Annotated in this window: 15 protein-coding genes and 3 pseudogenes; 7 read left to right on the top strand and 11 right to left on the bottom strand. The window is 62.8% G+C overall.

The annotated features are described in order from the left end of the window. Positions 1 to 833: 833 nt before the first annotated feature. The 4 genes from AB4Y35_RS37390 to AB4Y35_RS37375 all read right to left on the bottom strand — a co-directional run bounded on the left by AB4Y35_RS37390 (position 834) and on the right by AB4Y35_RS37375 (position 2,447). Entirely contained in the window at positions 834 to 1,157 is a 324-nt protein-coding gene (locus AB4Y35_RS37390) for a CcdB family protein (protein WP_368708383.1), read from the bottom strand. Next, complete coding sequence (locus tag AB4Y35_RS37385; RefSeq protein ID WP_324140468.1) at positions 1,157 to 1,447, bottom strand: type II toxin-antitoxin system CcdA family antitoxin; 291 nt, start codon at positions 1,445 to 1,447, stop codon at positions 1,157 to 1,159. Before AB4Y35_RS37385 ends, AB4Y35_RS37390 begins: the two co-directional genes overlap by 1 nt. 377 nt (positions 1,448 to 1,824) lie before the next feature. Then, on the bottom strand, positions 1,825 to 2,163 hold the full coding sequence (locus tag AB4Y35_RS37380; RefSeq protein WP_324140467.1) for a type II toxin-antitoxin system RelE/ParE family toxin: 339 nt from the start codon (positions 2,161 to 2,163) through the stop codon (positions 1,825 to 1,827). Beyond that, positions 2,163 to 2,447: a type II toxin-antitoxin system Phd/YefM family antitoxin gene (locus AB4Y35_RS37375; protein ID WP_368708382.1), complete on the bottom strand. Its 285-nt coding sequence runs from the start codon at positions 2,445 to 2,447 to the stop codon at positions 2,163 to 2,165. The genes AB4Y35_RS37380 and AB4Y35_RS37375 overlap by 1 nt, the downstream gene beginning before the upstream one ends. A gap of 75 nt (positions 2,448 to 2,522) precedes the next feature. Between AB4Y35_RS37375 and AB4Y35_RS37370 the strand changes: the two are divergent. The 4 genes and pseudogenes from AB4Y35_RS37370 (at position 2,523) to AB4Y35_RS37355 (ending at position 6,963) form a co-directional block, all read left to right on the top strand. Further along, positions 2,523 to 3,559, top strand: a pseudogene (locus tag AB4Y35_RS37370) (YhcG family protein). Between the two features lie 309 nt (positions 3,560 to 3,868). Beyond that, positions 3,869 to 4,136, top strand: a pseudogene (locus AB4Y35_RS37365) (type II toxin-antitoxin system ParD family antitoxin). 114 nt (positions 4,137 to 4,250) lie between these two features. Beyond that, positions 4,251 to 4,451 carry a type II toxin-antitoxin system RelE/ParE family toxin gene (locus AB4Y35_RS37360; protein ID WP_368708381.1) on the top strand — a complete coding sequence of 67 codons (201 nt, stop codon included), beginning with the start codon at positions 4,251 to 4,253 and terminating at the stop codon, positions 4,449 to 4,451. 73 nt (positions 4,452 to 4,524) lie between these two features. Beyond that, positions 4,525 to 6,963, top strand: a complete 2,439-nt coding sequence (locus tag AB4Y35_RS37355) for a DEAD/DEAH box helicase family protein (protein WP_368708380.1) — start codon at positions 4,525 to 4,527, stop codon at positions 6,961 to 6,963. 202 nt (positions 6,964 to 7,165) lie between these two features. On the opposite strand, the gene AB4Y35_RS37350 is transcribed toward AB4Y35_RS37355, so the two are convergent. Both AB4Y35_RS37350 and AB4Y35_RS37345 read right to left on the bottom strand, forming a co-directional pair. Continuing rightward, entirely contained in the window at positions 7,166 to 7,336 is a 171-nt protein-coding gene (locus tag AB4Y35_RS37350; RefSeq protein WP_368708379.1) for a hypothetical protein, read from the bottom strand. A 163-nt stretch (positions 7,337 to 7,499) separates the two neighbouring features. Continuing rightward, complete coding sequence (locus tag AB4Y35_RS37345) at positions 7,500 to 7,667, bottom strand: hypothetical protein (protein WP_368708378.1); 168 nt, start codon at positions 7,665 to 7,667, stop codon at positions 7,500 to 7,502. Positions 7,668 to 7,995: 328 nt separating this feature from the next. On the opposite strand from AB4Y35_RS37345, the pseudogene AB4Y35_RS37340 reads away from it, so the two are divergent. The 3 genes and pseudogenes from AB4Y35_RS37340 (at position 7,996) to AB4Y35_RS37330 (ending at position 9,727) form a co-directional block, all read left to right on the top strand. Next, positions 7,996 to 8,446 (top strand): annotated as a pseudogene (locus tag AB4Y35_RS37340) (cupin). A gap of 57 nt (positions 8,447 to 8,503) precedes the next feature. Then, positions 8,504 to 8,881 (top strand): DUF3564 family protein, encoded by a 378-nt coding sequence (locus AB4Y35_RS37335; RefSeq protein WP_368708377.1) that lies wholly within the window; start codon positions 8,504 to 8,506, stop codon positions 8,879 to 8,881. 483 nt (positions 8,882 to 9,364) lie between these two features. Next, positions 9,365 to 9,727 (top strand): hypothetical protein, encoded by a 363-nt coding sequence (locus AB4Y35_RS37330; RefSeq protein WP_368708376.1) that lies wholly within the window; start codon positions 9,365 to 9,367, stop codon positions 9,725 to 9,727. Between the two features lie 14 nt (positions 9,728 to 9,741). Here the strand turns inward: AB4Y35_RS37330 and AB4Y35_RS37325 are convergent, their stop codons facing one another. The 5 genes from AB4Y35_RS37325 to AB4Y35_RS37305 all read right to left on the bottom strand — a co-directional run bounded on the left by AB4Y35_RS37325 (position 9,742) and on the right by AB4Y35_RS37305 (position 15,708). Then, entirely contained in the window at positions 9,742 to 10,689 is a 948-nt protein-coding gene (locus AB4Y35_RS37325) for a TauD/TfdA dioxygenase family protein (protein WP_368708375.1), read from the bottom strand. Positions 10,690 to 10,777: 88 nt separating this feature from the next. Next, positions 10,778 to 11,836, bottom strand: coding sequence for a substrate-binding domain-containing protein (locus tag AB4Y35_RS37320; protein ID WP_368708374.1), 1,059 nt, complete (start codon positions 11,834 to 11,836; stop codon positions 10,778 to 10,780). Between the two features lie 24 nt (positions 11,837 to 11,860). Next, entirely contained in the window at positions 11,861 to 13,099 is a 1,239-nt protein-coding gene (locus tag AB4Y35_RS37315; RefSeq protein WP_368708373.1) for an SfnB family sulfur acquisition oxidoreductase, read from the bottom strand. A gap of 66 nt (positions 13,100 to 13,165) precedes the next feature. Next, positions 13,166 to 14,224, bottom strand: coding sequence for an ABC transporter permease (locus AB4Y35_RS37310; RefSeq protein WP_368708372.1), 1,059 nt, complete (start codon positions 14,222 to 14,224; stop codon positions 13,166 to 13,168). Continuing rightward, the gene (locus AB4Y35_RS37305) at positions 14,221 to 15,708 is read right to left on the bottom strand and encodes a sugar ABC transporter ATP-binding protein (RefSeq protein ID WP_368708371.1); all 1,488 of its coding nucleotides are present in this window, start codon (positions 15,706 to 15,708) and stop codon (positions 14,221 to 14,223) included. The genes AB4Y35_RS37310 and AB4Y35_RS37305 overlap by 4 nt, the downstream gene beginning before the upstream one ends. Positions 15,709 to 15,807: the final 99 nt, after the last annotated feature.

The raw sequence follows: 15,807 nt of genomic DNA, 5'->3' as shown, positions 1-15,807 counted from the left end.
CCTCCGTGATGGATATCGCCGGGGTGTGGCCCTGTCCGCACCGTGCGGCTCTGGCAGACATGCTAACCCGCGTTTGAATCCGCGCGGCGGCCAGCCTCTACCTCGCGGAGTCATACTGTCTAGTCGCGTTAATTGCGAGGGTTAGAAAATTCGTGGCGACCAGCGGCCGTTTGACAGTCTGGCCAGGTAATGTTGAATATGGTCGACGGATTGACTGGCGCCGTATCATCATGGACTGCCAAATGCCTCGACGGCTGCAACCATGCCCTTTGGCGAGCGCTCCGGGACTCCATCACACGATTACGGAAAGGACGCTTTGCAGCGACCGCGTGTGCGTCGCTGTGTGACGGGCTCAAGCGCAAAGCAAGCCGCCGGAGCTTGCGCAACGCGCCTGTGACACGTCCGCGGCGCAGGCTTCTCTACGTCGAACGAATGCGACATAAATTAAATGATCATATTTTGATGATGATGATTTGTAGTCCTATGCTTATGGTTTGAAGCATTGATTTTGTCACAAAGCGATCTGACATCAAGGCCGATCACGCTCGTGAAAGTAGTGGTCGTGAGAAGCGAGGAAACTGCGGGTCGAGTCAGAAGATGAATGAGTGTTCGGTAAGAGCGTCACAGATTACGAACGCTGTTTGCGAATAAACGGCTGGATCATCTTTTTTAAGCAGTCATGTGTCAAAGCGACAGAATTGCTTGCCTTTGCTGGTATCACGCGTTCCGGGAGGCGGATTTCGGGGCCCAAAACGACAAGAATTGGTTGGAAAACCGCGACATGAATTGGTGAACTCCACAACTTCCTCGTTGCAGACGCTGTTTAAGCGGGATCAGTAAGCGCCGAATAGACGATCGAGCGCGGCACTGATCCGGTCCTGCTCACCCTTGAGCGTACCAATCGCTGCGCCGAGATCACTTGCCCTGACCGCGCCGAGCAAAGGCGTTTCCATGACGAACGGTTCTCCCTCGATCTCGATGATGGGTGAGAGATCCTGTGCAACCTTGCTCGCCGTGTAATTGCCGGCTACGCGCGTCAAGGGAATAACTACACGTGACAGGAGATTACCGAGATGATCGCTTTGCACGTCGAGCAGAAACGGTGACTTGATCCTCGACCGTGTCGAAGGATTGTTGTAAAGGTCAAACCGCGCCATCAAAACATCCGATACTCTTCCAGGGGCAAGCCGTCACGCTCGATACGTGCATTCATTTCCGCGACGAATTCTGCGTTTTTTTCCGCCCAGGCACGAGCCTCGGCCGCCTGAACCTCTTCGCGCAAGCCGCGTTCGCTTGCCCGCGAAACGTTGACGTCCAGTTCCCTGGCGCGCTCGAGCAGATCCGTCGGAAGCGAGACGTTGGTGGGTTTGCGCGTAACCTTTGATGGCACACGTGCCTTGGCGACCCGCGTGACGCCGTCAGGTTGCACTACAGGCGTATTAATCATGTGCATCTCCATTGCGCATGAACCATGCGCATAGTTTGCCATACTTCCCGACGCGGAAATAGCTTCCGACTGACATTCTGTCCCTGAAAATGGAGAACCAATCTGGGCCTGCGAACGGCACCTGGGGCGTCCCGGCGTAAGGCAGTCGAAGGCCATGATTCGACGAAAATTGGGGCCGCGTCACCTGCTTGCCCGAAGCGGAGTGAGGCGAAGGGTGCCGGAACATCCTTACGGGATCCCGAATGCTCTCCGCGGCGCGGAGAGAATCCTGTGTGCGCTGACCAAGGTGTTCCGCCCGAACTGCGTTTCCGGTACCGTGCCCGTTTGTGCGCGGCGAAGACGCGTGCCCCTCCGCGTCGCGACGAGCATCCTGACGCTCACATGAGTCGAAGGACGATCCGCTGGAGCAGGGCAGGCAGGTCGCGTCGCGTATCGACCACGAGGTGAATGAAAACGGTGTCGTCCCGCACCTGGTAGATGATCCGGTTCCTGCCGGACAGGGCCTGCCGGAAACGCTCGTCGACGAAGCCTTCGAGTTCGGCAGGCATATGGCCACTGTCGGGATACTGGCGAATCTGCGTGATGGTTTCCTGAATCTGCGCCGATGTCTGACGCCAGGTCTCCCATCCGAAGGTGCGGACAATGTAACTCCTCAGTTCGTCGATGCCGATCCGCGCGGTCGGCAGGACGCGGTACTTCAGCGGCGAGGCCGACATCAGCGAAGTTTTTCCTGGCGGTCGAGCTCGTTGAGCTCCGCGAAGAATTCGTCGCCGTCGACATGATCATCGCGCTCGATATGCTTCTGGCCGATGGCCAGGATCTTCAGCAGCGCGATGGTCTGCTGGGTCGCGTCGTAGGTTCGCACGTCCTGGACCACGAGTTTGGCTTCACCGTTCTGCGTAATGATGAGCGGCTCTCCCGAGTCGGTGAGGTCCTTGACGATCTGGGCGGCTTCGCTTTTGAGGTAGCTGATCGGCTTGACGTGATCGGCGAGGTGCATGGGCGCTCCATTGGGTCTAACAGGACTGAATATAGACCGTTATCGGTCATATCGCAACCGGTTACGAGGCTGGTTCTGGGCACGCCCGCGTGGGCTGAGGACTATCGCCACTGGTTCGCCGAGCTCAAGCAGCGCGTTGAGCGGGCACGGCAGCGCGCCGTGGCCAGTGCGAACCGGGAGCTGGTTACCCTCTACTGGCAGATCGGCCGCGACATTCTCGACAGGCAGCAGCAACAAGGCTGGGGTGCCGGCGTTGTCGAGCAGCTGGCGCGTGATCTCAAGGCGTCGTTTCCCGACATGCGCGGATTCTCGCCGCGCAACCTCAAGTACATGCGGGCGCTGGCGCAAGCCTTTCCGCAGCCGGAATTTGTGCAACAGCCCGTTGCACAATTACCGTGGTCGCACGTTGTGACACTGCTCGACAAGCTGGACGACGCCCCGCGGCGGCTCTGGTATGCGGAAAAATCGCTCGAACACGGCTGGTCGCGCAGCATGCTGACCATGCAGATCGAGACCGCGGCCCATGCACGAGCCGGCAACGCGGTCACAAATTTTGCCGACCGGCTGCCACCTGTTCAATCCGACCTCGCCCGCGACGCCCTCAAGGATCCGTACATCTTCGACTTCCTCGGTCTAACCGAGAGTGCCCAGGAGCGCGACATCGAGCGAGCGCTCACTCAGCACATCACGCGTTTCCTGCTCGAACTCGGCGCCGGGTTCGCGTTCGTTGGACGGCAATACCGGCTGGAGGTCGGCGGCGACGAGTTTTTTATGGATTGCTCTTCTACCACCTGAAGCTGCGCTGTTATGTCGTCGTCGAACTGAAAACGACCCCGTTCAAGCCCGAATACGCAGGCCAGTTGAACTTCTACCTGTCCGCGCTCGACACGCAGGTCAAGGCGCCGGAAGATCAGCCGACCATCGGTCTGCTGTTGTGCAAGGAGAAAAACCGGCTCGTGGCGGAATATGCGCGGCGCGGCGTCGCCAAACCGATGGGCGTGGCTGAGTACCAGCTCATGCGCGAGGTGCCGGAGTCGCTGGAGACCGGCCTGCCGAGCATCGACCAGATTGAGGCTGAACTGCGTCCCGACCTGCCAGAGGGTACCAAATAGATTTGATCGGCTCGCGTTCTCGGGTCTTTTGCCGAACTTGCGCTGCACCGGGCGCGAAGCCCTTCAGGCATCAAACGTCGGATCGACCAGCGCAATCCGGAACAGCCGCCTTGCGAGCACCATCAACAGCGCATCGAAGTCGGTCCAGCCAATCGGGGGCATCGCTACAAACAGACACACACATCACAAAAAATCAATTTATAGGGTACGCCCCTTTAAATTGGCGAGGCGCCCACGATGGCCGCTTCCAGCGTGACGCGGGCTCGAACAAGGTGCAGGATTAAAACATACTGAAACGCGAGTCCCAGCATGCGCACCACCCAGCAAATGAGCATCACGCTCCCGAATGAAATGGCTGAAGAGGTCCGCCGACGCGTCGCGAGCGGCGAATATGCGACCGAGTCAGAAGTCATTCGCGACGGCGCGCGCGCTCGCCGCGCGTGAGCGGGCTGTCGAAGCATGGCTGCGCGATGCCGTCGTTCCGGCTGCTGCCGCCCTCGAAAGCGAGCCGTCGCGTGCCCTGGACGCTGCCGATGTCCGCGCGACGCTGGCCCAACGCCGCACAGCGCGTCGTTGAACGCGGCATCCTGCCGCGTGGTCTTTGCGCCGGAGGCCCGCGACCAGTTGGCTGAACTGGAGGATTGCCGCCGCAGGCGCGCCACAGACTGCGGTCAAATACGTTGATGCGATCGTGACATTCTGCGAACAGCTCGAAAGCTTCCCGTTTCGCGGCGTGCCGCACGATGCCCTGCTGCCGGGGTTGCGCGTGACGCACTACCGCGGCCGGGCCGTGATCGCGTACCGCGTCACGGGCGAGACGGTCGCTGTGCTCGGCGTCTACCATGGTGGGCAGGACTACCCGGCCAGCATTCAGCCGGATCTCGATGAATAGACCGGGCTGCGCGGCGGCCCACCACCGGTAGCCATCCGCGCGCGTATCACGCCCCACTCGACCGGACCAGGCGATGAATGACGTCAAGTTGTCGCGCTCAGGCTGGGAGGATTGCAGACGCGAAGAACTGCTCGCAGAACTCACGCGCCTGCAGACCGAGAATGCCCGGCTCGCCACCTTGCTGCGAGAGGCCGTTCCGACGCACGGCAAGCGCGAGGCCGCCCCGCCGGGCGATCCATCGCTTGTAGTGCGAAGCGCAGGGACTTCCACGCTATCTCCCCAGCAGAAGGTACACCTCTTCCGGAGACTGTTCCGGGGCCGTACCGACGTTTATCCGCTTCGCTGGGAAAGCCGCAATTCCGGGAAATCGGGTTATGCGCCGGCGTGCGCGAACGAATGGCGCGCGGGCATCTGCGAAAAGCCCCGCATCCGCTGTGCGGACTGTGCGCATCGCGTGCTGCTGCCGCTGGACGATCAGGTCATCTATGCACATCTCGCCGGCGATCACACAGTAGGCCTGTATCCGCTGATGCCGGACGGCACCTGCTACCTGCTCGCGGTCGACTTCGATGACGAAAGCTGGCGGGACGATGCGATGGCCTTCCGGCAGTCATGCGACGAACTGGATGTTCCTGTGTCGCTGGAGATTTCACGTTCGGGTAATGGTGCGCACGCGTGGATCTTTTTCTCGTCGGCCGTCACCGCGCGCGACGCACGCCGGCTCGGTACGGCCGTCATCAGCCACACCTGCGCCCGCACCCGCCAGCTTGAGCTTTCGTCCTACGACCGGCTCTTTCCGAACCAGGATGTACTGCCCAAAGGCGGCTTCGGCAACCTGATCGCCCTGCCGCTGCAGAAGCAGCCTCGCGAGCACGGGTGCAGCGTGTTTGTCGATGAAACCCTCCAGCCTGTTGCCGATCAGTGGACTTTCCTGGCGTCGGTCAGGTCAATGGACGGGCGAGATATCGAAGGGGTAATTTTCCGCGCCACCGGCGGTGCCCACCCGCTCGACGTCGCCTTCATCGCTGAAGAGGATCAGGCCGAGCCGTGGAACCCGCCACCTGCGCTGCCGACGCGTCTGGCCGGAGCCATGCCGGCGTCGCTGACATTGACACTCGCAAACCAGCTCTATTTTGAAAAAGCCCAGCTGCCTCAATCCCTGCTCAATCGCCTGATCCGGATCGCGGCATTCCAGAATCCGGAGTTTTACCGTGCCCAGGCGCGCGGCTTCAGCGTATGGGACAAGCCGCGGATAATCGGCCGCGCCGAGAATTGCCCGCGACACGTCGCTTTACCGCGAGGTTGCCTCGACGAAGTCATGACGCTGCTGACCGACAACGGTATTGCCTGCGAGGTCCGCGACGAGCGTTGCGCGGGCAGCCCTCTTCCCGTTGCGTTTGCCGGCACACTGCGGGACGACCAGCAGGCGGCGGTTGATGACCTGCTGCGGTACGACACGGGGATCCTGCACGCGCCAACGGCGTTCGGCAAGACCGTGACAGCGGCCGCCATGATTGCCCGGCGCGGCGTGACAACGCTCGTGCTGGTGCATCGCAGGGAACTGCTGGATCAGTGGCGCGAGCGCTTGCGGTCATTTCTCGCGCTGGATCCACACGACATCGGAACAATCGGTGGCGGCAAGTCGAAATCGACGGGCCGGATTGACGTCGCCATGCTGCAGTCAGTGGCACCGGATGGCCCCCGCGGAGCGCTTTTGCGGAATTACGGCCACGTCATTGTCGACGAATGTCACCACGTCTCGGCGGATTCCTTCGAGGCAGTGCTCAAGGCAGTCAATGCGCGCTACGTGCTAGGACTGACTGCGACACCCGTGCGGCGCGACAGCCAGCAACCGGTGATGTTCATGCTGTGCGGGCCGGTACGGCACGCGGCGCGTCTGCCACCCAATGCGCCGCATTCGCTTGAGGTGTTCCCGCAAAGGCTCACCTCATCCGTGGACGTTGCAGTCGATGCGCCGATCCAGACAGTGTTCGCACGTCTTGCACAGGATCCATCGCGCACGGACATGATTGCTGCGGCGATACGCGAGCAGTTCGGGCAGGGACGCAAGGTGCTGGTTCTCACCGAACGGACGGATCATCTCGAAAGCCTTCAGAAGATGCTGGATGAAGCGGTCGAGCCGCTTTTCGTGCTGCACGGGCGTCTCGCAAAAAAGGCGCGTGCGGCACAGCTTGCCGCGCTTGACGCGCTGGCCGATGACGTACCTCGCGTCGTCCTGGCCACTGGCAGACTCGTCGGCGAGGGATTTGACCATCCGGCGCTCGATACGCTGGTGCTCGCCATGCCCGTTGCGTGGAAAGGCACGCTGCAGCAGTATGCTGGCCGGCTGCATCGCGAGCATTCGGGTAAAACTGGCCTACGGGTGATTGACTATGTCGACGGAGGGCACCCGGCACTAAACCGTATGTGGGAGAAACGTCAGCGGGGATACCGCGCGATGGGCTACCAGGTACGCGAGGCCGGAGACGGACAGCAACTGGAGCTTGCCTGAATCCAGCGAGCCAGGCTGCAATCCGAACCGCCTCCGGTTATGCGCCTTCCAGCGTTCGCGTCAGCATGCCTGCCCTTCCCCATGTCAATCGCCCATCGCGCACGGCATTCCGTGCACCGAACCCAGTGGACACAATATGGATACCAAAATAATCTCTCGCCCTGCCTATTCTGAATAACGAGCGCGTCAGTACCCAATGCGGTCAAACCTGCCCTTCGGAAGCGAACGTCGAGGCGCCGGCGGCGATCATCCAGGCGACGGGGACAATGTCGAACGCTACTTCGCGCTGACTGACAGCGACATCGCCGCGCTTAACGAGCGTTTCCGGCACGATCGGCGCGCTGGCGCTGCCATCCAGTTGGTGTTTCTGCACGCCATGGCTTTCATCTCTTCGAGCGTGCCTATGATCGTGCCACGTATGTCGACCTGCTCGACAAAGATGCACAGCAGATCGGTTTCCGCGGCATGGCCGGTCGTGACCCCGTTGATCACCACGACGCCGCCACGTTTGACCGCCCTCATGCTGTCCGCCCAGGTCACGGCCCCGATGTTGTCACGACTGCATCAGTGCGGCGCGGCAACTGATCGCCGTGGCGGAATATCCGGTTGGCGCCGACGCGCTCGGCGATCGCGGCACCCTCGTCATAGCGCGTCGTGGCCGCGAAGCCGGCAGCACAATCCATCTGAATGAGCGCAGTCGACATGCCGCCCGAAGCGCCCTGCACCAGCAAGGACGGCGGACGCTGCGCTCATACTCTGTCGTTGACCGGGGCACTCTCGCGAACTTTCATAAGCTGTCACATAAGAGTCAACGTGCCACGAGGGCTGGCTCTCGCGGGAACGGTGTACGTCAGCCGGAAGCCAGGCGTCGAGGCGAGCCGGCCGATGGATAGTTTGACGTCGATCCAGGTCTGTCACAAAGCGGGAAAGAGGGCAACCACCACCGGGTGCCAAGTCAAACTCAGGATGCTGGAACACGTCGTGCTTGCCAAACCTGGTGCCCCTTCTTCCACCGCACTCGGGAGACCTGTCATGCAAACCGGAATCACCACTGGTTTTTCGCACGTCAAGCCGCAGGACACGGCATTCACGCGCGGTGGGCTGCGCGATTTCCTTGTCTATCGTGATCTGGAAATCGTCAGGGTCACAAGGTGGTCGCGCAACTTTTTAGGGCAAATCTTGCGCCAAAGTTGGGCGCGGGCTGGCACCGGCATGAAGCAGATTTTCATTTCGTCAGCATGCTCCAAGACGGGGCGAGCTTCGTGTACGCCGACAAGGAAACGCTCGTCGAAGCGGGCGATTGCGTGCATCAGGCGCCGTCCGCTTCGAACACGCGCCAGACATGGAGTACATCGAAATCGTGAGCCCTGCCGAATTCAGATCGGTAGACGTGGAAGCGCAGTGCCGGCACCCAGGTAAGTATAAAGCGGCAGCAAGCGACACCCTGACGCATGCACTGGCTGGCCGCTGCACGTACAGTTGATATGTCCGCCGACTACTGTGGCGGGTCACGAAGCCATGAACACGACCGGAGAGATTCATGCGCATCACGCTCCATCTCGGCACCTTCGACCGCCTTGACCCGAATGCCTATGCGATCCTTTGGCTCGACAACGACACCCACAAGTGGTCGCGCGAAGGTCATGCCGGTCTCCAATTCCCCGACTGGGGAAAGCTGCGGGTCGATGCTCGCGGCACGCTGGTGTGCGACCAGCATAGTGCGCGCCCCCTGTTCATCCTCGACGGTCTCGCTGTGGAAGCCCAAACTGGCCCGTTCGAGGGGGAATCAGGCGAGGCACTCTGGTGCTGCAGTGAACGCGAAAGCGGATCGGGCGTTGCAGGGCACTGGCATGTGCAGTGCGTCGACAAGGACACCGTGCTTGCCGAGCACAGCGTGTTTGCTGAGGACGAGGTCTGACCTCGGACGCGCCTTCGCCTGGTTGCATGCGAGTCTTCGGTGAAGCCCTGAAAGCCCGTGTGAGCGGGTTCGAACTATTCCAGTTCCGGCGTGACGCGTCTGGTTAGCGCTTTGGACAAAGGATGCCGACGTGCAAATCGACCAACTCCTGCCGATGACACGAACTGCCTTTCGAGCATCGTGCTCAATAACTGCCTCACCCCGGCGCAAGCTGCTCCCCGCGACACGGGTTGCGCATCGAGCCCACTTCGCTGCCCTCCTTGCCCGGCCGGACCGCCGAGCCTGAATTTGAAGGCCCAGCGTTGAACGGCGCAGATGCCAACAACATCTCTCCACGCAATAGCCGTCTTGATAACCAAACCTCACAATCCGCGTGTGGTTAAAACGTCAAAGCCAGGCGGTCGTATTTTGAAATGTATTTTTTGATGGCCATCATAGGGCAACGAGCCTTGAATCAGGTTTGAAGCCAAATGGAGGCATATCATGGGCAGCGCGCTGGTTTGGGCAGCAATCCCTCACAACAGTGATGGGGTCGTGTTTCAGGTTCGCGTGATTCGCGGACTTCAACGCTTTCATATCCCACGCCGGGCGCTTGAGGAAGCTTTCGACTTGGCACCTCATGCATCGGATGCAGGTCAACTCGAACTCTTTTATCAGCACATGACTCAGATCCTGATGCGCGCCATGCGGAAACGTCCGATTGCAGGCGCAGACACCGCTGCGCTTCAGACTGCCGATTTCAGCAGCGTGCCGACCGGGCGAACCCATAGCGGTATTTATGGGTTGAAGTGGAGGCGTCCATCGTCAAAAGACATCCGAAGGCAGTTTGAAACAGACTTCGCCTGAATTCACATGCTGGATCAGTTCAACGCCACAGCCGCCGCTGCTCCCACTGGCGAGCCCTGCAACGCAACGGACGGCCTCCCATCAACCCCAACGGGAACGTCGCCGACGAGCGTGGTGCGGTAAAGCTGTCGGTCAACGTTGAGATCAAATATATCCGTTGGCGCAAGATGTGCCGTCGAGCGATTGTCCCAGAATGCCACGCTGCCGGGCTCCCATTTGAACCGCACCGTGAAATCGGTGCGTGTGACGTGCTCCCAAAGCAGCTCGAGCAGGACCTGGCTCTCGCGCGGCGCAAGCCCGACGACCTCCTTCAGGAAGCCGGGACTCACGTAAAGCGCGCGCTCCCCCGTCTCCGGGTGCACGCGCACCAGCGGATGCTCGCTCACAAGCGTCTGGTCCTCGACGGCCTTGTCGAACGCGTCTGTACCGCGCGCACCCTGCGGCGCAGCGAAGCGATGCACGCCGCGCAGTCCGTCGACGAAAGCGCGCAGCGGCGCGGAGAGCTTCTCATAGGCAACAACGAGGTTGGTCCACTGCGTGTCGCCACCGAATGGCGGGATCGTCACGCCGCGCAGGATCGACGCAAAAGGCGGATTGACCGCTGCCGTTACATCGGTATGCCAGCCTGTCCATGGTCGCAGAAGTGGCTCTCCCTCGAAGCGCGTCGCCTTGCGAAACTTGGAAATCGAATAGATCTGCGGGTGTCCTTCGACGTGGCCGAAAACGGGATGCCCGACGGTCAACTCGCCGAACTGTGCCGAAAAGGCCACGTGCTGTTCATGACTGAGGAACTGTTCGCGGAAAAAGATCACGCGCCATTCGAGCAACGCGCCGCGAATAGCCTTGATCTGCACTTGTGTCAGGGGCCGCGAGAGATCGACGCCGCTGATTTCCGCGCCAATATGGGCTGAAAGCGGCCGGACAACGATCTGGGCTTCTTCTGGGACGACGGCTGTGCTCATGATGATTTCCGGTTGAAAGCGTAATACGCGCTCCGATGAGTCAGATCGAAAGAAGCGCAATGACTGTCGTCGAGTGCCCCCATCAAGGTCACTGATCGACGGGAATCCAGGCCGCCGTCGCGGCGTCGCTGGCCCGGAACGCCGGGAATTTCGCCCCCAGTTCCGCGATGGTGTGGATATCGTTCTTCACAAGATCGTCGCGCGTGACGAGCGCGGGCTTCACGAGAATGTGATGCTCGAGCGGCTGCCCGGCCACGTCGAGCGCCGCGGCGCGCACCGACACGGCGCCCACCACGGCGGGGTTGGTCGCCACGGTGGCGACCCACGCGCTGTTCGGCGCGCGAATCGCCTCGATGTCGGCAGTCGAGATGTCCGCGCTGTAGATCCGCACCTTGCTCGCCACGTTCGATTCATTCGCCGCGAGATTGGCGCCGCGCGCGAATTCGTCATAGGGGGCAATAACCACGCGAATATCCGGATGCGCGCGGTAGGCGGCAGCCGCCTGATTGGCAACCGACTGCGCGATCGGATTGTCCACGGTGCCCCAGCGCGCCTTTTCCTGAATGCCGGGATGGTCGTGCTTGAACGTCTGCCAGACGGCGTCGCGCCGGTCGAGCGGCGCAAAGCCCGCTACGTACACATAGCCCGCGGAAAACGCGCTGCCATTGTCCTTGACTGCCTGGGCGAGCAGCAGCGAAGCGAGGTCGCTATCGCTCTGCTCGATTTGCGGGACCTTCGGATTGGCCAGATTGACGTCAAAAGCGACGACCTTGATGCCCTTGTCGAGCGCCTGCTGCACGACGTCCTTAAGCGACTCGGGCAAGCCGTGATTGACGATGATCGCCGACACGCCCAGATTGATGGCCTGCTGGATCTGGTCGCGCTGCTCTGCCGCGTCCTGGCGCCCTTCGTAAATGCGCAGGTCGATGCCGAGCGCCTTCGCCTGCTTCTGCGCGCCCGCCTCGTAGGCCTGGAAGAAGTCGCCCTCCGAAAGATAATTGACCAGCGCGACCTTCACGCCGCCTTTGTCGAACGGCGCCGGGGCGCCAGCCAGTGCAGCGGCCTGCGCCGTGAACGTGCCGAACAGGCCCGCCGTGCAGAGCGCCAGTGCGCCGTTGCGAATGTGCCGTTGACTCGATGTCTTCATGACGTTCCCGTTTGTGCGATGTGGTTAGTTCCACGCGTGACGTGCCGGCTTGACGCCGTTGAGGTAGTAATTGCCAACAAGGTGATACTTCCAGCGCACCGGATCGTGCAGCGTGTGCGTTCGTGCGTTGCGCCAATGGCGGTCGAGGTTGTGCACGCCGAGCGTCGACTGCGTGCCGGCCAGTTCGAACAGCTTCTCGCCGGCCAGCAGCGCGACTTGTGTCGTGAGCACCTTCGCTTCCCCCACGGCGACCGAGGCGCGCGCCACGTCGTCCTCCGTCGTCTCACCCTTTGCGGCGAGTTCATCGAGCACACGCGCCGCGCGCTCGAGCAAGGCTTCGGCGGCATGCAACTGGATATGCAGATTGCCGACCTCCCGGATCGTCAGGGGGTCGTCGCTTGCGCGCTCGACGCCGCTATCGACCCACGGCCGCGAGCGTGAGCGCACGAACGCGAGCGTGTCTTCGATCGCCGCGCGGGCAATGCCCGCGTCGATGGCTGCCTGGATGATCTGCGAGAGCGGACCGTTGAGCGTGGGCTGCTCCGACACGCGATGCGCAGGCAACACGAGCCTTGCCGGCACGCGCACGTTGTCGAGCGTCACGGTGCCGCTAGCGGTGGTGCGCTGGCCGAAACCGGACCAGTCGTCCACCACGCTGAGCCCTTGCGTGCCGCGTGGAATATAGGCGAGCCAGCCCCTGCGGTCCTCGTCGAGCCCGAGTACGGGAACGTAATGCGCGAACAGGGCGCCCGTCGAATAGAACTTGGTGCCGTCCACGACATAGTGATCGCCGTCGCGGCGCACGCGTGTCTTCAGGTCGAGCACGTGTTTCGTGCCCTTCTCCGAGAAGCCGTTGCCAAAGCGCTTGCCGGCGAGGACTTCGCCGAACAGTTCGCGCTTTTGCTCGTCGCTGCCGGTCAGCGTGATCACGTCGACGAGGCCGAAGTGATTCTGCGGCAGTTGCCCGAGCGAGGGGTCCGCAGCCGAAATGATCTTGACGACCTCCGCGAGCGCGACGCTAGACACGCCAGCGCCGCCATGCGCTTTGGGCACCGTGATACCCCATAGTCCCGAGCGCGAGAACCACTCGATCTCCTCGTGCGGCAGGCGCCGCTCGCTGTCGCGCTGCGCCGCGCCAACGGCCAGCCGCGCGGCCAGTTCCGTTGCGACCGCAATCGCTTCGTTTTCCGTAGCAATCACATGCGCGGCTTCCGTTAAGGGAGCGGCGCCCAGTGTCTCGCTGCCTGCCAGTGTCTCTGCCATGATTTGCTCCGCTCGACCAGATTGTGTAGTTTTGCCAACTGCAACATTGCCGGACGTCTGCCGGCCTCAATTGCGCCCTTCCGCCCGGCGCCCGATGCTGAACGTGAACGCCAGCGCCACGACCAGCAATGCGCCCTTGATGAAGTCCTGCAGGTAATACGGCGCGTTGAGCATCGTGAGACCGTTGAGCAGCACGCCGACGAACACCGCGCCGATCACCGTGCCCGGCACGTTGGGTCGCTTCGCGCCCCATACCGCATAGCCAACCAGCGCGGCCGCCACCGCATCGAGCAGCAACGAATGCCCCGCGCTCACGTCGCCTCGCCCCACGCGCGCGGCGATGAGCAGCCCGCCGAGCGAAGCGATCGTCGCGGAAGCGACATAAGCCGCGAGCCGGTAGCGGGCCGTTGGCGCGCCGGCCAGCCGGGCTGCCGTCTCGTTGCCGCCGATCGCATAAACGACCCTGCCCCAGCGCGTCGAACCCATGACGAACGACACGAGCGCGGTCAGCACGAGTAGCACGAGCACAGGCACAGGCACCACGTCGAAAAGGCGTGCGCGCCCTAGCGCGAGGAACGCGTCGGGGAACGTGCCGCTCGCTTCGGTGCCGTCGGGCAGGATCGTGCCGGTCGCTAGCGAGCGGCCGCCGGTGGGAATCAGTTGCAGGCCCGCAAGCAGGAAGAGCGTGCCGAGCGTCGCGAGCTGGTCCGGGACATGCAGGCGCGTGATCAACAACCCGTTGAAGAGCCCCGCCGCCACGCCCAGCGCGAGACACGCGAGCACGGCTTCCCAGCCGTTGCCGTGCCACACCACGAGCACATAGCTCGCGGCCATCTGCGCCGAAGCGGCGACGCTGCCCACGGAAAGATCGAAGCCGCCCGCAGCAAGCGTGATCGTCACGCCGATGCCGAGCAGCGCGACGATGGAGACGGCCTGCAAGATGCTGAACAGGTTCGCGACGTTCAGAAACGCAGGCTCGCGAACCGTAAAGATGACGCCGAGCGCGACGAGCACGAGCAGCAGCCCGCCGCGTTCGAGCGCAACGAAAAGGCTGTGCCGGCGCTGCCGGGTCGTGTCGCGCGTGGAAGACTCGTGCGGTGCTGCCGTGGGTGTGATGGATCTCATGAGTGGGCTGATAAGAGGGGTTCCGCTACGGCTGCGTGTTCGACTGTGCCGCGGTCGAACATGACGATGCGGTCGGCGACTTCATGCGCCTCTTCGAGGTCGCTGACGAAAACGAGCGTCGCGCGCGAAGCGGCGCGCTCGCGCAACGCGGCGGCGATATCGGCACGCGCGCCCGCATCGACGCCCTGGAACGGCTCGTCGAGCAGCAGCAGCCGGGCCGGCTCGGCGTGCCAGCGCGCCAGCAGCACCTTCTGCTGATTGCCGCCCGAAAGCCGCGCGACGCGGTCGTCCGGACCCGAGCAGCGAATGCCGAATGTCTCGATGGCGTCTTGCGCCTGCGCCGCTTCGCGATCGCGAGGCAGGCCCACGCTGCGCTGCCAGCGGGACAGAAACGGAAAACTGATCGTGCCGGCGATCGATGCGAACGCAACGGTGTCGGGAAAAAGTGACGTGCGCCACCGGTCTTCGCCGGCCAGGAATACGCCCGCGCGGATCGCGTCGGTTGGCGAGCGCGGGGCCCAGGCGCTGCCGTAAAGGCGCATCTCGCCCGCAGCCGCGCGCAACGCGCCGAATATCACCTGTGCAAGCCTCGACTTCCCCGCGCCGACCGGGCCGACAATCGCGACGATCTCACCTTGCTGCACGTCGAGATCGAACGCATCGCCATGCACCGTGAGGCGCAGGCCGCGCAGTTGCAATGCAGGGTCCGCGCCCGCCTGGCCTGTGCGCGGGACTGCTCGCGCCTGCGGCAGGGCGCGGCCGATCATCGCCTCCAGCGCCGCGTCGTAATCGATGGGCGCGCTCTGTTCGGCCACGATGCGGCCGTCACGGAGGACCACCACGCGCGAAGCCAGTCTTCGCAGGTCGCCAAGCCGATGCGAGACGAGCAGCACCGCCACGCCCTCCGCGCTCAAGTCATCCACTAGCGCATGGAGCCGTGCGGCCTCGCTCGTGGAAAGGCTGGCCGTGGGTTCGTCGAGAATCAGCAGCCGCGGGCGCGAAGCCAGCGCCCGCGCGATCACCACGCGCTGCTGGCCGGCGAGAGAAAGCGAACCGAGCGGTGCCGCGAGATCGGCTTCGAGCCCCACGCGCGCGGCCAGCGCGGCCGCACGGGTGTAGCGGGAAGCGCTCGGCGTCCACCAGCGCGCTCCGCTGCCGCAAAGTTCGTCGAGCAGAAGATTGTCGGCAATGGACAGCGCGGGCACCACCGCGTCGGCAATGCTCTGATGCACGGTCGCCACGCCCAGACGCTTCGCCGCCTGGGGCGAACCCGGCGCATAGGCGTCTTCGCCGAGCGTGAGCGTGCCTTCGTCCTGCGCATTCACGCCGCTCAGGATCTTGACGAAGGTCGATTTCCCGGCGCCGTTCGCACCCATCAGCGCAACGACCTCGCCGGCGCGGATGGAAAAGTTCAGCCGCGACAACGCGAGCGTCGCGCCAAAACGCTTCGTGATCGAGTGGGCAGTCAGAATCGGAGCGGACATCGATGGGTTAGCCGGTTGGAGATCGCTAGCGAACACTGCTGCCCATCGTAGCGAGGCGGGGGAGAGAGCCCAACGAAGCGATGCTCATATTCATGCGTC

Origin of the sequence: Paraburkholderia sp. EG286A, assembly GCF_040965375.1 — a bacterium.
GTDB lineage: Bacteria > Pseudomonadota > Gammaproteobacteria > Burkholderiales > Burkholderiaceae > Paraburkholderia.
The sequence above is the reverse complement of the archived record's forward strand: the minus strand, read 5'-3'. Positions and strand labels throughout refer to the sequence as shown.

What these genes read in the sequence shown, in the direction of transcription:
- AB4Y35_RS37305 (WP_368708371.1), bottom strand. Translation starts at nt 15,708, where the DNA reads ATGTCCGCTCCGATTCTGACTGCCCACTCGATCACGAAGCGTTTTGGC.
- AB4Y35_RS37345 (WP_368708378.1), bottom strand. Translation starts at nt 7,667, where the DNA reads ATGTCGACTGCGCTCATTCAGATGGATTGTGCTGCCGGCTTCGCGGCC.
- AB4Y35_RS37385 (WP_324140468.1), bottom strand. Translation starts at nt 1,447, where the DNA reads ATGATTAATACGCCTGTAGTGCAACCTGACGGCGTCACGCGGGTCGCC.
- AB4Y35_RS37380 (WP_324140467.1), bottom strand. Translation starts at nt 2,163, where the DNA reads ATGTCGGCCTCGCCGCTGAAGTACCGCGTCCTGCCGACCGCGCGGATC.
- AB4Y35_RS37355 (WP_368708380.1), top strand. Translation starts at nt 4,525, where the DNA reads ATGAATGACGTCAAGTTGTCGCGCTCAGGCTGGGAGGATTGCAGACGC.
- AB4Y35_RS37320 (WP_368708374.1), bottom strand. Translation starts at nt 11,836, where the DNA reads ATGAAGACATCGAGTCAACGGCACATTCGCAACGGCGCACTGGCGCTC.
- AB4Y35_RS37375 (WP_368708382.1), bottom strand. Translation starts at nt 2,447, where the DNA reads ATGCACCTCGCCGATCACGTCAAGCCGATCAGCTACCTCAAAAGCGAA.
- AB4Y35_RS37315 (WP_368708373.1), bottom strand. Translation starts at nt 13,099, where the DNA reads ATGGCAGAGACACTGGCAGGCAGCGAGACACTGGGCGCCGCTCCCTTA.
- AB4Y35_RS37330 (WP_368708376.1), top strand. Translation starts at nt 9,365, where the DNA reads ATGGGCAGCGCGCTGGTTTGGGCAGCAATCCCTCACAACAGTGATGGG.
- AB4Y35_RS37325 (WP_368708375.1), bottom strand. Translation starts at nt 10,689, where the DNA reads ATGAGCACAGCCGTCGTCCCAGAAGAAGCCCAGATCGTTGTCCGGCCG.
- AB4Y35_RS37335 (WP_368708377.1), top strand. Translation starts at nt 8,504, where the DNA reads ATGCGCATCACGCTCCATCTCGGCACCTTCGACCGCCTTGACCCGAAT.
- AB4Y35_RS37390 (WP_368708383.1), bottom strand. Translation starts at nt 1,157, where the DNA reads ATGGCGCGGTTTGACCTTTACAACAATCCTTCGACACGGTCGAGGATC.
- AB4Y35_RS37310 (WP_368708372.1), bottom strand. Translation starts at nt 14,224, where the DNA reads ATGAGATCCATCACACCCACGGCAGCACCGCACGAGTCTTCCACGCGC.